Raw genomic sequence first — 13,528 nt, forward strand, 5'->3', positions numbered from 1 at the left:
CTTCTTTCATTTTTTCAGACTGGCGCTTCGATGGACGATTTGCTGACGATTGCAGGCAAGGCCTATTCCTCCCGGCTGCTGGTGGGCACGGGCAAGTACAAGGATTTCACCGAGACCCGCGAGGCCGTCGTGGCCAGCGGGGCGCAGATCGTGACCGTGGCGATCCGCCGGACCAACATCGGCCAGGACCCGAATACGCCCAGCCTGCTGGATGCGCTGCCGCCGTCCGAATTCACCTACCTGCCCAATACGGCGGGCTGTTACAGCGCCGACGATGCGGTGCGCACCCTGCGCCTGGCCCGCGAGCTGCTGGACGACCACCGGCTGGTGAAGCTGGAGGTGCTGGGCGACCCGCACACCCTCTTCCCCAACATGCCGGAGACCCTCAAGGCGGCTCAGGTGCTGGTGAAGGAGGGCTTCGAGGTGATGGTGTACTGCTCCGATGATCCCATCCAGGCAAAGATGCTGGAGGACATCGGCTGTGTGGCGGTGATGCCGCTGGCGTCCCTGATCGGCTCTGGCATGGGCGTGCTCAATCCCTGGAACGTGCAGTTGGTGCGCGATGCGGTGAAGGTGCCGGTACTGCTGGATGCCGGCGTAGGTACGGCTTCCGATGCGGCCATCGCCATGGAGCTGGGCTGTGACGGGGTGCTGATGAACACCGCCATCGCGCTGGCGAAGGATCCGGTGAAGATGGCCGGCGCCATGAAGAAGGGTGTCGAGGCAGGTCGCGAGGCCTTCCTGGCCGGCCGCATGCCCAGGAAGTTCTACACGGCCAGTCCGAGTTCGCCCACCACGGGCATGATCGGCAGCTGATTGCCGGGTGGCGCAGGCCACCCCGGGTTATTTTGCGGCGCGCCTGGGGTGCGCCGCTTTGGTTTGACGGATTCCCTCATGAGTGACGAACAACTTCCCGTTTCCGGCGACGAGCCGACCCCCGCCGGCCGCCTGACCTCCCAGTCGATCCGCAGTTTCGTGCTGCGCCAGGGGCGCATGTCCGAGGCCCAGCACCGCTTCCTGGACGAGATGATGCCCAAGGTCGGCCTGCCGTTCCGGCCGGAGCCGGTGGACCTGGCCCAGGTGTTCGGCCGCAAGGCGCCACACATCGTGGAGATCGGTTTCGGCATGGGGCAGGCCACGGCCCAGATCGCCCAGGCCCGGCCGGATGATGATTTTGTCGGCATCGAGGTGCATGCGCCTGGCGTGGGCAGTCTGTGCAAGCTGATCGACGAAGGCGGCATCAGCAACCTGCGCATCGTCCAGCACGACGCGGTGGAGGTGCTGCGGGACATGATCCCGGAGGCGTCGCTGGCAGGGGTGCATATCTATTTCCCCGACCCCTGGCCCAAGAAGCGTCACCACAAGCGCCGGCTGGTGCAGGGGCCCTTCGTCAAGCTGATCGCCTCGCGCCTGGCGCCGGGCGGCTATCTGCACTGCGCCACCGACTGGGAGGAATACGCCCAGCAGATGCTCGAGGTGCTGTCGGCCGAGCCCCAGCTGGCCAACACGGCCGAAGGCTTTGCGCCCAAGCCCGACTATCGCCCCCTCACCAAGTTCGAGAACCGCGGCATCAAGCTGGGCCACGGGGTGTGGGACGTGGTCTTCCGGAAGGTCTGAGCGTGGCCTTGAAGCGGCTTCCGGCAGGCGCCTGGTTACTGGGGATTCCGGGGCTGCTGTGCCTGATCGCGGGTGGGCTGCTGCTGGCCGGCCTGGGCGCCGATCTGCATCCCCTGCTGCAGGAGTCGGGGGCCGGCCTGGTGCTGCTGGTGTCCGGCGTGGCCCTGGTCGGCAGTGCGGCGTTTCCGCTGGTGCTGGCGGAGCTGGCCGCGAAGGATGAGCCGTAGGGGCGGCTTTAGCCGCCCCTACAGGTTTCGCTCAGTAGATCTTCGGCTCGCCGGGCGGGCGGGTCTTGAAGCGGCGGTGCACCCAGTAATACTGGGCTGGCATGGTGCGCACCAGGTCTTCGATGCAGGCGTTCATGCGGCGGGTGTCGGCGTCCACATCGCCGCTGGGGAAGTCCGTCCACGGTTCGCCCAGCGTCACCACGTAGCCCTGGCCGCCGGGCAGCATGCGGGTCACGCAGGTGATCACCACCGCGCCGCCCAGGCGGGTGAGGCGGGGCAGGGCCGACAGGGTGGCGGCCTGCACGCCGAAGAAGGGCGAGAAGATCGAGTCCTCGATTCCGTTATCCATGTCCGGCAGGTAGTAAAAAGGCCGGATTTCCTTCATCGCCTTGATCGACGCGCGCACGCTCTCGTCCCGCCGCAGCAGCACCTGGCTGCCAAAGCGGCTGCGGCCGTGGTACAGCCAGCGGTCGATCACCGGGTCCCGCTGGCGGGCGTAGATGCTCACGCAGTCGAAGTCGGCGGCAATGCGCGTGCCGCCCAGGTCGAGGCCCAGGAAGTGGGGGGTCAGCATGATGATCGGCTGGCGTTGTTCGATCAGGCGGGCGAGGGTCTCCGCGCCTTCGATGCGCACCAGCCGGCGGATGCGTTCTTCAGGGGCGAACCAGGCCAGGCCCCGTTCGATCAGGCTGCGCCCCGCCAGGGCAAAGTGTTCCTTTGCCAGTGCGCGGCGCTCGGAGTCGGACAGTTCGGGGAAGCACAGGCGCAGGTTGGTGTTAACCACCCGCCGCCGCGGCGCGATGATCCAGTACAGCAGCAGGCCGATGCCGCGGCCGATGGGGGCCTGGACGGACAGGGGCAGCCAGTGGATCAACCACAGGAGGGCGACAAGGAGACGACTCATGCTTGGGGGTTCCGGTTTGCGGGGGCGGGGGGGGCGCCGGAGGGGCGTTTGTAGCGGTTGTAGCCCCACAGGTACTGGGCAGGGTTCTCGTGGATCTGGGCTTCCAACTCACGGTTGATGGCGGCTGCGCGGGTTTCGGTGTCGCCCTCGAGGGGGTGAAGCGCGGGGCGCAGGTGCAGGTGGAAGCCGCGTCCGCCGGGCAGGCGTTCGGCCCAGGCAAAGATCGTGGTCACCCCGGCCACCTCGGAGAGGCGCGCGGCGAGCGTCATGGTATACGCAGACCGTCCGAAAAACGGCAGCCATGCGCCTTCGCCGGCACCGGGCACCTGGTCGGGCAGCATGCCCACCGCCTCGCCGGCCCGCAAGGCCTTGATCAGGCGGCGCACTCCGCCCACGTCGGCGGGCGCCAGGCGCATGTTGCCACGGCTGCGGCCGGCATCGATGAGTGGCTGCAGGACGGCCTTTTTCGGGGGGCGGTAGAGCACCGTGATCGGCTTGTGCAGGGAGAAGTACTGGGCGGCGATCTCGAAGCAGCCCAGGTGGGGCGTGATGAAGAGGATGCCGTCACCACGGGCCTCAGCCGCTTCCACGTGCTGCCAGCCGCTGACCTGGGCCATTTTGGCGCGGAGGTGGTCCTGGGGGCGCAGCAGCACCCAGGGCAGCTCGAGCGCCTGCTTGCCGACCTCGCCGACGGCGCTGCGCCACAGCCGGAGTGCAGCCTCCTGGCCAAGCCCCTGCTCAAGATTCGCGCGCAGGCGCCGACGGTAGGTGGGTGATAGGGCGTAGGTCGCCCATCCCGCGAAGATGCCTAAGGCCTGCAGGAATCCAAGGGGAAGACTGGCCAGAAACTTGAAGATCATGGAGGCCATCACGGTGCCGGGTCGTGGCCGCTTTGACGGCCGGGTGCGTAAAGCTATAATTGTGATTCCGCCGAGTTAATCCGACAACTTGCAGGGCGGGGTTGCCAGGCTCAAAGGCCGCAGGCGAGTCCAAAAAATACTGCTAAAGCGTCGCCGCTCCGAAAATCCCCCGAGACGGCAACGCCGACACACCGGGGGTTTTTTGTTTTTTGGAGTGTTTCCATGGCACGTGAATTCCTCTTTACTTCGGAGTCTGTCTCCGAAGGCCATCCCGACAAGGTCGCCGACCAGATCTCCGATTCGGTGCTGGATGCCATCCTGGCCCAGGACCCCCTCGGCCGGGTGGCCTGCGAGACCCTCGTTTCCACCGGTCTGGTGGTGATTTCCGGCGAGATCACCACCAACGCCGACATCAACTACATGGATATCGCCCGGGAGACCGTCAAGCGCATCGGCTATGACGATTCCGAGATCGGTTTCGACTACAAGAGCTGCGCGGTGCTGACCGCCATCAACCGCCAGTCCTCCGACATCGCCCAGGGCGTGAACGAGGGCGAGGGCCTGGACCTCGACCAGGGGGCCGGTGACCAGGGCCTGATGTTCGGCTACGCCACCAACGAAACGCCGAGCCTGATGCCCTTCCCGATCTACTACGCTCACCGCATCATGCAGCGCCAGGCGGAAGTGCGTAAGGACGGCCGCCTGCCCTGGCTGCGTCCGGATGCCAAGAGCCAGCTCACCGTCAAGTACGTGGACGGCAAGCCGGTGGCCATCGACACGGTGGTGGTGTCCACCCAGCATCACCCGGATGTGTCCCACGCCGATCTGACCGAAGCCGTCATCGAGCTGGTGATCAAGCCGGTGCTGCCCAAGGAGCTGCTGACCGACGGCACCCGTTACCTGATCAACCCCACCGGGCGTTTCGTGATCGGTGGTCCGAACGGCGACTGCGGCCTGACCGGTCGCAAGATCATCGTCGACACCTACGGCGGCGCAGCCCACCACGGTGGCGGTGCATTCTCCGGCAAGGACCCTTCCAAGGTGGACCGTTCCGCCGCCTACGCCGGCCGTTACGTGGCCAAGAACATCGTGGCTGCCGGCCTGGCCGACCGCTGCGAGGTGCAGGTGGCCTACGCCATCGGCGTGGCCAGGCCGGTGAGCCTGATGGTCGAGACCTTCGGCACCGGCAAGGTGTCCGACGAGAAGATCGTCGAGCTGGTGCAGAAGCACTTCGATCTGCGTCCGAAGGGCATCATCGCCGCCCTCAACCTGCTGCGCCCGATCTACTCCCGCACCGCCGCCTACGGCCACTTCGGCCGTGACGAGGTGGACTTCACCTGGGAGCACACCGACAAGGCCGACGCACTGCGCGCTGACGCCGGGCTGTAAGTCCTGCCCCTGCAGGCAGCAAAAAGGGCGACCCTCGGGTCGCCCTTTTTGCTGCCTGGGGACGCGGCTTACCTGTCGCTGCGGATCGGGCTGAACTCCACCGGAACCCAGGCGTAGCCCTTGCCTTCGCTGCGCACGTGGCCGAGGCCCGGGAAGGGCAGGTGCATGCCGGCCAGGGCCAGCTTTTCGCGGGCGGCCAGGGCGAAGAGCTTCTTGCGCGCAGCGATGGCCTTCTTCTTGTCGCTGTCGAACTCGATGGCGACTTCGGGGCGGGCGAACTGCACGGCGTGGCTGTGCACCGCGTCACCGACGATGAGCAGGCGCTGCCCCCTGGATTCGACCATGTAGGCGGTGTGGCCGGGGGTGTGGCCATTGGCTTCCACGGCCTTCACGCCGGGGGCCAGCTCGGCCTCGCCCGCAAAAGGCTTCCACTTGCCGGCGGCCTGGTAGGGGGCGGCCGACTCCCGGGCCAGCTTGAAGAAGGGCTTGAAGCCGTCAGGCGCCTTGGCGGCGATCTCCTCGGACAGCCAGAAGTCGTTGTCGGCCTGGGCCACGCGGATTTCGGCGTTGGGGAAGAGGGGCTTGCCTTCGGCCGTGAGCAGGCCGGCAGCGTGGTCTGCGTGCAGGTGGGTGAGCAGCACCACGTCCACCTGTTCCGGTGTGTAGCCGGCGGCCTTGAGGTTGTCGCCGATGTAGCCCAGGGTGGGTCCAAAGGCCTTGGCGGCGCCCGCATCCACCAGCACGAGCTTGCCGCCAGTGTTGAGCAGGAAGGCGTTGACCGCAGTCTGCACCTTCTGGCCACCCAGGAACATGCGGGTCAGCAGGCGTTGGATCTCGGCCGGGGTGGCATTGTTGAGGACCTTGGTGTCGAGGTCGATGTAGCCGTCGTAGAGGGCGGTGACTTCCACGTCACCGACAGCCAGTCGGTAGTAGCCGGGGACCTGGGTCTTCACCTGGGGGGCCTCAGCCAGGGCCGGGGTGGCGGGGACGATGGTGACACCGAGGGCCAGGGCGAGGGCGACGCGGCTGAGCTTGCTTCGAATCATGGGTGACTCCGGGACGGTAAAGGACAAGAGAGTAGCGAATTATGCCGTCCAGGCGTAGCTCAGGTGGCCAGATGCAGGGCCAGCCAGACGGTGTCCGGCCCCGTGGCGGCGACCCGGTGCCGGCGTCCGGCAGGGATCAGCAGCCAGTCGCCGGGGCTCAGGGCCAGCTGTTCGCCATCGCCGAAGGCCAGCTCGGCATGGCCCTGGACCAGCAGCACCCATTCGTCTTCGCTTTGCTCGTACCAGAAGCCGGCAGGGCTGGCGTGACCATGCGACACGATGCGCTCGAGGCGCAGGCCGGAGCGGGACAGCAGGGTCTGGAAATGCTCTTCGACGCCCGGCGGGGGCAGGGGCGAAAGCAGGTTCTGAAGGAGCATCCGGAGAGGGGCGGTAGAAATGGCGGGATGAGCGGGCTAAATCAGAAGCCTGTCATTGCCGACAATAAGGGCCAGGGGGCAGCAGAAAAGAAAAAGGGCCACGCCGGGGAGACATCTCTGTGGGGTCTTGTGGGGGTATTGTAAGTGCCCCGGCGGGCCTTCCTTCATATTGACGCTTCCATCGTACGGGGTGTGGCCCTCATCCACAAATTGAATCCGGTGATGGACCGGATAGTGAATGGCTATCATATGCCCCGGATTTTCAGATTTGAGCCCATATTGGGTGGATGGGCTTCCCCGTTCATACCCCGGCAGGGCTAAGCTCGAACACGCAGGAAGACGGGGCACATTCCCGGAAATGTCCTGGAGAGACAATGGGACTGGTTTGGCAGCATTTTTTCGGATCCATGCGCACACGGATGGCCGCGGGGCTTCTGTTGGGTGCGATGCTGGCTGTCTGGGGCAGCACCATCAGCCTGGGTTATGTGCTCAGGCAGGAAATGCTGGCCACCTTGTCTGCCCAGCAGTATTCGGTGGTGGGGCTGCTGGCGGATGAGATAGATCGCTCGGTGAACGAGCGGATGCGCGCCCTGGAAGCGCTGGCCGAGACCATTGATGCTGCGACGCTCGCCGATCCCGCCCGGCTCGACGCGCTGCTGCGGCATCAGCCGGTGCTGCTGTCCCTCTTCAACTGGGGAGTGATGGTGACCGACGGCAAGGGTACGGCGCTGATCGACTTTCCCGAGTCCCTGCTGCGCAAGGGGAACAATTACGGGGACCAGGAGGTGGTGCGCCACGCCCTGGCAAGTGGCCGCAGCGGGGTGGGCGCGGCAGTGGTCGGCAAGACCACGCACCAGCCCCTGGTGCCGGTGATCGCACCCATCAAGGACGGCAGGGGGCGGGTGATCGGTACCGTCATCGGCTTCATCAATCTGGCGGCCCCCAATTTCCTCGATGAGATCGGCGCCAACCGCTTCGGGCGTCAGGGCGGCTACCTGATCACCGAGCCCAAACGGCGCATCTTCATCGCCGGCACGGACAAGAGCCGCGTGATGCAGCCAGGGCCACCGCCGGGCATCAATCCGGTTTATGACCGCTACATCGATGGTTATGAAGGGTCCGGGGTGGCGCGCAGTTCGCGCGGGGTGGTGGAGCTGTCGTCTAGCCGCCGGATCCGGTCCACCGGGTGGTTGATGCAGTCCGTGCTGCCGGCCGATGAGGCCTTTGCGCCGCTGTACAGCCTGGAGTGGCGTCTGCTCGCGGTGGCGGGCGGGCTGACCCTGCTGGCCGGGGGCCTGGTGTGGTGGTGGCTGCGGCGGGAGCTCAAGCCATTGGGCGAGGCATCGGACATGCTCAAGGCGATGCGGGACGGTGCGATTCCGCGGCAAGCCCTGCCTATCCACCGGGATGACGAGATCGGTGCCCTGGCGGGGGCCTTCAACGGCTTGCTGGAAACCATCCAGGAGGGCGAGGCGCGGGCCGCCGAGCACACCTTCAACCAGCGCCTGCGGGCCATCGTGGCCCAGGTGCCCGGAGTGGTCTTCCAGTACCGGATCGGTGGCGACGGCCACCATTCCCTGCCCTATGTCAGCGATGCGGTGCGTGACTCATGGGGCCTGGCGCCGGGTGATCTGGCGAGGGACGCGGGCGTTCTCCGGCAGGCGGTGCATCACGATGACCGGGATGGTTTTGCGGCGAGTCTGCGGGCCTCGGCGGAGTCCATGGGGCCGTGGCGGCTGGAGTTCCGCATCGATCATCCGCTGCGTGGCGTGCGCTGGATGCGGCTGGATGCGCTGCCTGAGGCTGGTGGCGAGGGTTGCGTCACCTGGCAGGGCTTCGCCATGGACATCACCGATGCCAAGGCCAGCGAGAGCGAGCTGCGCATTGCGGCGGCCACCTTCGAGACCCAGGAGGGCATCTTCATCACCGATGCGGACGAGCGCATCGTGCGGGTCAACCAGGCTTTCACCGCGATGACCGGATACACCGCCCGCGAGGTCGTCGGGCAGACGCCCCGGATGCTCCGCTCGGGTCGTCACGGGCCGGAGTTCTACCGCCGTCTGCGGGAGGGGCTGGCACGGGATGGCTTCTGGCGTGGCGAGATGTGGAATCGGCGCAAGAGTGGCGAGATCTTCGTGGAATGGGTGACGATCTCGACGGTGCGCGATCAGCAGGGGCGCCTCACCCACTATGTGGCGGCCTTCTCGGACATCACCGAGCACAAGAAGGCGGAGGAGCAGATCCACCGGCTGGCCTTCTATGATCCACTGACCCATCTGCCCAATCGCCGGCTGTTCCATGATCGTTTTGAGCAGGCCCTGGCGGCAAGCGCCCGCAACGGCAGCAGGGGCGCCCTGGTCTTCCTGGATCTGGATGGCTTCAAGGGGCTCAACGACAGCCGCGGCCACGTGGTGGGGGACCAACTGCTGACCGAGGTGGCGCGTCGCCTGAGCCTGTGCGTGCGCGAGTCGGATACGGTGGCGCGTCTGGGCGGCGACGAGTTCGTGGTGATCCTGGAAGACCTGGATGACGGCCAGCACGCTGCCACGGCACATGCCGGGCGGGTCGCCGAAAAGCTGCGCGAGGTGCTGAGCCAGCCCTATCTGCTGGCGTCGTCGGAGGGGGGCGACGCGGTGACCCACCGCTGTACGGCCAGCATCGGGGTATGCCTGTTCCAGGGGCACGGCCTGTCGCGGGATGAGCTGATCCGCCGGGCTGACGTGGCCATGTACGACGCTAAATCTGCCGGGCGGAATACCGTCCGGTTCTTCCGCCCGGAGGGCGGGGAGCAGCAGGCCGACGATCCGGCCTGACCGCTCCGCGGCGCCTGCCTCAGGGCAGGACCTTGTCGATGCTCAGCTGAAGGTTCTTGGCTCCGGGCTTCACCGGCACCAGCTCGCCGCTCAGGTCGCCGGACTTGGGAATGGCATCGCCGGACTTGGAGATGCGGGCCTCGATGCGCAGTTCGCCCGCCGACGAGAGCTTCATGTCCGGGCTCATGGCCATACTGTCGTCCAGGGTGAAGTCGCGGGGCAGGTCGGCGGCGCGGATGCGCAGGACGGCCAGCGGCATGCGCGGCCCCTGGGCGGCGCGGGCGAAGATGAAGACCACGTCGTCTGCTGCGGCCTTGCCGGCCAGGGCCGGGGCCAGGCTCACGCGGCCGCTCACCGCCGTTGCCGTGGTGCTTGCGGCAGCCTTGGCCGGGGCGGCGGGCTGTGCGGCAGGCGCAGCCTGACCCATCTGGCTGCGTACCTTCTCGATGCCGGCGGACAGGTTGCGGGCATCTTCGGAGTCGGGTGGCACCTGGGCCAGGACGCGTTCCCAGTGGCGCAGGGTGGCGGGGTAGTCCTGCCGGAAGTAGGCATCGGTGCCGGCCAGGACGAGGGCCCTGGGGTTGTCCGGCTGATCCTTGAGCACGCGCTTGAGCAGCGCCGCACCGCGGCCTTCGACCTTGCCCTGGTTCATCTCGGCGGACAATTCGGACACTTCGAGCATCAGCTCCGGATCCGACTCCATCGCGGCGCCAGCCTTGTCGAAGGCCTTGGCGGCGTCATCGAAGCGACCCATCACCTTGTAGCTGCGGCCGAGCATGACCCAGCCCTGGGGGTTGTCGGGGTTCTGCTCGAGGCGTGAGGCCAGCTTGGCGACCATCTCCTCCACTTCCGCGGCGGAGGGGCTGGCGGCGGCCTGCTGGGCTGCCGGGTCGAGGGCGGCCGGGGTGCCGATCAGCAGGTAGAGGGCGATGGCGGCGGCGGGCAGGGCTACGGTCAGGCCGATGGCTGTACGCGGCAGGCGGCGCTGGGCATCAGGCTCCGCCTGGGTGTCGGCGGCCACATCCTCGAGCACGCGGCGTTCGAGCTCCTCACGGGCGGTGGCGTGGTCGCCGGCTGACACCGCACCGCTCGCCAGGTCGCGGTCCAGCTCGGCGAGCTGGTCGCGGAAGATGGCGGTGTTGATGGATTGGCGGCTGTTTCCCGAGGATGACTTGCGGCGCAGCAGGGGCAGGCACAACAGGGCGAGGACCAGGGCCACAAGGGCCCCGGCGGCAATCCAGAAGGCGGTCATGCGTTGTCTTTCGGGGGGGCGGGGGGCGTGCCGAGCAGGGCTTGGGCGGCGGCCTTCTGCTCGTCGGACAAGGTGGTGGGGGTCAGGCGGGTGGCCCGGCGGCGCAGGTAGGCGATCAGCCCGAAAACAGCGCCGGCGAGGATCACGAAGGGGCCGAACCAGAGCAGCCAGGTGGTGGGCTTGACCGGCGGGCGGTAGAGCACGAAGTCACCGTAGCGGGCCACCAGGTAGTCGCGGATCTCCGCGTCGCTCTTGCCGTCGTTGATCAGCTTGCGGACTTCCCGGCGCAGATCGTCGGCCAGCTCGGCGCGGGACGCGGCCAGGCTCTCGTTCTGGCAGACCAGGCAGCGCAGTTCTTCGGAAATGGTGAGCAGGCGGGCTTCCACCACCGGATTGTCGGCCATCGGGGTGGCTTCGGCGGCGAGGAGGGGAGCGCTGGCGCCCAGCGTCAGGGTGGTTGCGATGGCCATCAGGGAGGCGCGGATCATCTCAGGACTCCGTCGCCAGCTGGCGCGCCAGGGGCAGGATCTTCTTCTCGAGGGCCTCGGGCGTGATCGGGCCGATCTGCTTGAAGCGGATCACTCCCTTCTTGTCGATCAGATAGGTCTCGGGCACGCCATACACGCCGTAGTCGATCCCCACCCGACCGTCCATGTCAAGGACCGACAGGGTGTAGGGGTTGCCATGCTGGCTGAGCCAGGCGCCGGCGCGCTGACGGGTCAGGGCGAGCTCGTCATCGGCGGACAGCTTCTTGGCGTCGATGCCGCCGTCGCCCCGCACTTCCTTGTAGTTCAGGCCGACGATGGGCAGCCCGCCCTGTTTGGCGAAGGCCACCAGCAGCGGGTGTTCGGCCCGGCACGAAACGCACCACGAGGCCCACACATTGAGCAGCCACACCTGGCCGCGCATGTCGGCGGGGGTGAAGCTCTTGTCGGGCGTTGCGAGGACGCCGAGTTTGAAGTCGGGTGCCGGCTTGCCCACCAGGGGCGAGGGAACCTCATGCGGATCGCGGTTGAGGCCGATGGCCAGGAAGACGACCAGGACCAGGAACAGCCCGAGGGGGATCAGGAAACGTTTCAAGATGCGGCTCCCTGGCCGGCCAGCTTGCCGGCCTGCGCAGCGGTTGATTTGATGCGGTAGCGGCGATCGGACGCGGCGAGCAGGCCACCGAGGGCCATGAAGACGGCGCCGGCCCAGATCCAGCTGACGAAAGGCTTGTAATACACGCGCACGCTCCAGGCGCCGTCGCCGCCTTCCAGCGGGTCACCGAGGGATACGTAGATGTCGCGGGTCAGGCCCGGGTCGATGAAGGCCTCGGTCATCGGCATGGCTGAGGACAGGTACTTGCGCTTCTCCGGATGCAGGGGCATCAGCACCTTGCCGTCGCGGATCAGCTCAAGATTGCCGCGGGCAGCGTTGTAGTTGGGGCCGGGCACGCTCTCCACGCCCAGGAAGCGGATCTGATAGTCGCCGGTCTGGACGGTGTCGCCGGGGGCCATGCGCACATCCTTCTCGGTTTCGTAGTGCTTGACCATGACAATGCCGACCAGGGTGACGGCGATGCCAACGTGGGCGAAGTGCATGCCCCAGAAGGCCCGCGGCGGCAGGCTGGACTTGCTGCGGGCCAGGATCTGCAGCACCGACGAGCCGGTGATCCAGATGGCCAGACCGATGCCCAGCGCCACCCCGGCCGACCAGCCGCCGAACAGGAAGGGCACACTCACGCCGCCCGTCACCGCAATGGCGAAGGCCAGGCGCACCGGGCGCACGATGTCGGCCAGCCGGGCTTCCTTCCAGCGTGCCACCGGGCCCACCGCCATGAGGAACAGCACCGGCACCATCAACGGCGCGAAGACTGCGTTGAAGTACGGGGGGCCGACCGACAGCTTGCCCAGGTTGAGGGCGTCGATCACCAGCGGGTAGAGGGTGCCGAGCAGCACGGCGCCGGCGGCCGACAGCAGCAGCACGTTGTTGATCAGCAGCAGGGTTTCCCGGGACACCAGGGCAAAGGCCCCGCCCAGGCTGACCTTGGGCGCGCGCCAGGCGAAGAGGGTCAGGGAGGCACCCACCACCACCACCAGGAAGAGCAGGATGAAGACGCCACGTTTCGGATCGGAGGCAAAGGCATGCACCGAGCTCAGCACCCCGGAGCGGACCAGGAAGGTGCCCAGCAGCGACAGCGAGAAGGCGCCGATGGCCAGCAGCACGGTCCAGTTCTTGAAGCTGCCGCGCTTCTCGGTGACGGCCAGGGAGTGGATCAGCGCGGTGCCCACCAGCCAGGGCATGAAGGAGGCGTTCTCCACCGGATCCCAGAACCACCAGCCACCCCAGCCCAGCTCATAGTAGGCCCAGATCGAACCCAGGCCGATGCCGAGGGTCAGGAAGATCCAGGCGGCGGTGGTCCAGGGGCGCGACCAGCGCGCCCAGGCCGCATCGAGGCGTCCCGACAGCAGGGCCGCGATGGCGAAGGCAAAGGCCACCGAGAAGCCCACGTAGCCCATGTAGAGCATGGGCGGATGGAAGATCAGGCCCGGGTCCTGCAGCAGCGGGTTGAGGTCGCGGCCCTCTTCGGCGCCGGGCAGCAGGCGTTCGAAGGGGCTGGAGGTGGCCAGGATGAACAGGATGAAGCCGAAGGCCACCAAGCCCAGCACGCCCTGCACCCGCGCCACCATGTCGTCCGGCAGGCTGCGCGAGAAGGCCGCCACGGCCAGTGACCACAGGGACAGCATCAGCACCCACAGCAGCAGGGAGCCCTCGTGGCCGCCCCACACGCCGGAGATGCGGTATTCGAGGGGCAGCCGCGAATTGGAGTGCTGCGCGACGTAGACCACCGAGAAGTCGTTGTTGATGAAGCTCGCCGTGAGGCAGCCAAAGGCGATGGCGATGAGCAGGAACAGCGTGCCCGAGGCCGGGCGCGCCAGCCCGATCCAGGCAGGGATGCCGCGCTGGGCGCCGATGAGGGGCAGGGTGCCCTGGACCAGCGAGACGAGCAGGGCCAGGACGAGGGCGAAGGTACCGAGTTCCGGAATCATGGGTGGCCTCC

13 protein-coding genes are annotated in these 13,528 nt (G+C 67.3%); 5 read left to right on the forward strand and 8 right to left on the reverse strand.

Features of this window, described 5'->3' with window-relative positions; genetic code table 11:
* Positions 1-30 precede the first annotated feature (30 nt).
* The 3 genes from HHL15_RS08610 to HHL15_RS08620 all read left to right on the forward strand — a co-directional run bounded on the left by HHL15_RS08610 (position 31) and on the right by HHL15_RS08620 (position 1,844).
* Positions 31-816 (forward strand): thiazole synthase, encoded by a 786-nt coding sequence (locus HHL15_RS08610; protein WP_169145351.1) that lies wholly within the window; start codon positions 31-33, stop codon positions 814-816.
* Between the two features lie 78 nt (positions 817-894).
* A complete protein-coding gene (gene trmB, locus HHL15_RS08615) occupies positions 895-1,617 on the forward strand; it encodes a tRNA (guanosine(46)-N7)-methyltransferase TrmB (protein WP_169145352.1) in 723 nt (240 codons plus the stop codon).
* An 8-nt stretch (positions 1,618-1,625) separates the two neighbouring features.
* The gene (locus HHL15_RS08620) at positions 1,626-1,844 is read left to right on the forward strand and encodes a hypothetical protein (RefSeq protein WP_169145353.1); all 219 of its coding nucleotides are present in this window, start codon (positions 1,626-1,628) and stop codon (positions 1,842-1,844) included.
* 31 nt (positions 1,845-1,875) lie between these two features.
* On the opposite strand, the gene HHL15_RS08625 is transcribed toward HHL15_RS08620, so the two are convergent.
* Both HHL15_RS08625 and HHL15_RS08630 read right to left on the reverse strand, forming a co-directional pair.
* Positions 1,876-2,748, reverse strand: a complete 873-nt coding sequence (locus tag HHL15_RS08625) for an LpxL/LpxP family acyltransferase (RefSeq protein WP_169145354.1) — start codon at positions 2,746-2,748, stop codon at positions 1,876-1,878.
* Positions 2,745-3,608 (reverse strand): lysophospholipid acyltransferase family protein, encoded by an 864-nt coding sequence (locus tag HHL15_RS08630; RefSeq protein ID WP_235943291.1) that lies wholly within the window; start codon positions 3,606-3,608, stop codon positions 2,745-2,747. The genes HHL15_RS08625 and HHL15_RS08630 overlap by 4 nt, the downstream gene beginning before the upstream one ends.
* Positions 3,609-3,830: 222 nt before the next feature.
* Here HHL15_RS08630 and metK point away from each other — a divergent pair, with 222 nt between their 5' ends.
* The gene (gene metK, locus HHL15_RS08635; RefSeq protein WP_169145356.1) at positions 3,831-4,997 is read left to right on the forward strand and encodes a methionine adenosyltransferase; all 1,167 of its coding nucleotides are present in this window, start codon (positions 3,831-3,833) and stop codon (positions 4,995-4,997) included.
* A 68-nt stretch (positions 4,998-5,065) separates the two neighbouring features.
* On the opposite strand, the gene HHL15_RS08640 is transcribed toward metK, so the two are convergent.
* Both HHL15_RS08640 and HHL15_RS08645 read right to left on the reverse strand, forming a co-directional pair.
* Entirely contained in the window at positions 5,066-6,043 is a 978-nt protein-coding gene (locus HHL15_RS08640) for an MBL fold metallo-hydrolase (RefSeq protein ID WP_169145357.1), read from the reverse strand.
* A 59-nt stretch (positions 6,044-6,102) separates the two neighbouring features.
* Positions 6,103-6,420, reverse strand: a complete 318-nt coding sequence (locus tag HHL15_RS08645; protein WP_169145358.1) for a cupin domain-containing protein — start codon at positions 6,418-6,420, stop codon at positions 6,103-6,105.
* A gap of 407 nt (positions 6,421-6,827) precedes the next feature.
* On the opposite strand from HHL15_RS08645, the gene HHL15_RS08650 reads away from it, so the two are divergent.
* Positions 6,828-9,233, forward strand: a complete 2,406-nt coding sequence (locus HHL15_RS08650; protein WP_169145359.1) for a diguanylate cyclase domain-containing protein — start codon at positions 6,828-6,830, stop codon at positions 9,231-9,233.
* 19 nt (positions 9,234-9,252) lie between these two features.
* On the opposite strand, the gene ccmI is transcribed toward HHL15_RS08650, so the two are convergent.
* The 4 genes from ccmI to HHL15_RS08670 are packed head-to-tail and all read right to left on the reverse strand — an operon-like array spanning position 9,253 to position 13,517.
* The gene (ccmI, locus tag HHL15_RS26780) at positions 9,253-10,485 is read right to left on the reverse strand and encodes a c-type cytochrome biogenesis protein CcmI (RefSeq protein WP_169145360.1); all 1,233 of its coding nucleotides are present in this window, start codon (positions 10,483-10,485) and stop codon (positions 9,253-9,255) included.
* Positions 10,482-10,973, reverse strand: coding sequence for a cytochrome c-type biogenesis protein (locus tag HHL15_RS08660; RefSeq protein ID WP_235943292.1), 492 nt, complete (start codon positions 10,971-10,973; stop codon positions 10,482-10,484). The genes ccmI and HHL15_RS08660 overlap by 4 nt, the downstream gene beginning before the upstream one ends.
* Position 10,974: 1 nt before the next feature.
* The gene (locus HHL15_RS08665; protein WP_206198679.1) at positions 10,975-11,565 is read right to left on the reverse strand and encodes a DsbE family thiol:disulfide interchange protein; all 591 of its coding nucleotides are present in this window, start codon (positions 11,563-11,565) and stop codon (positions 10,975-10,977) included.
* Positions 11,562-13,517 carry a heme lyase CcmF/NrfE family subunit gene (locus HHL15_RS08670; protein WP_169145361.1) on the reverse strand — a complete coding sequence of 652 codons (1,956 nt, stop codon included), beginning with the start codon at positions 13,515-13,517 and terminating at the stop codon, positions 11,562-11,564. Before HHL15_RS08670 ends, HHL15_RS08665 begins: the two co-directional genes overlap by 4 nt.
* Positions 13,518-13,528 lie beyond the last annotated feature (11 nt).

The sequence above is a fragment of the Zoogloea dura genome (assembly GCF_012927165.1).
GTDB lineage: Bacteria > Pseudomonadota > Gammaproteobacteria > Burkholderiales > Rhodocyclaceae > Zoogloea > Zoogloea dura.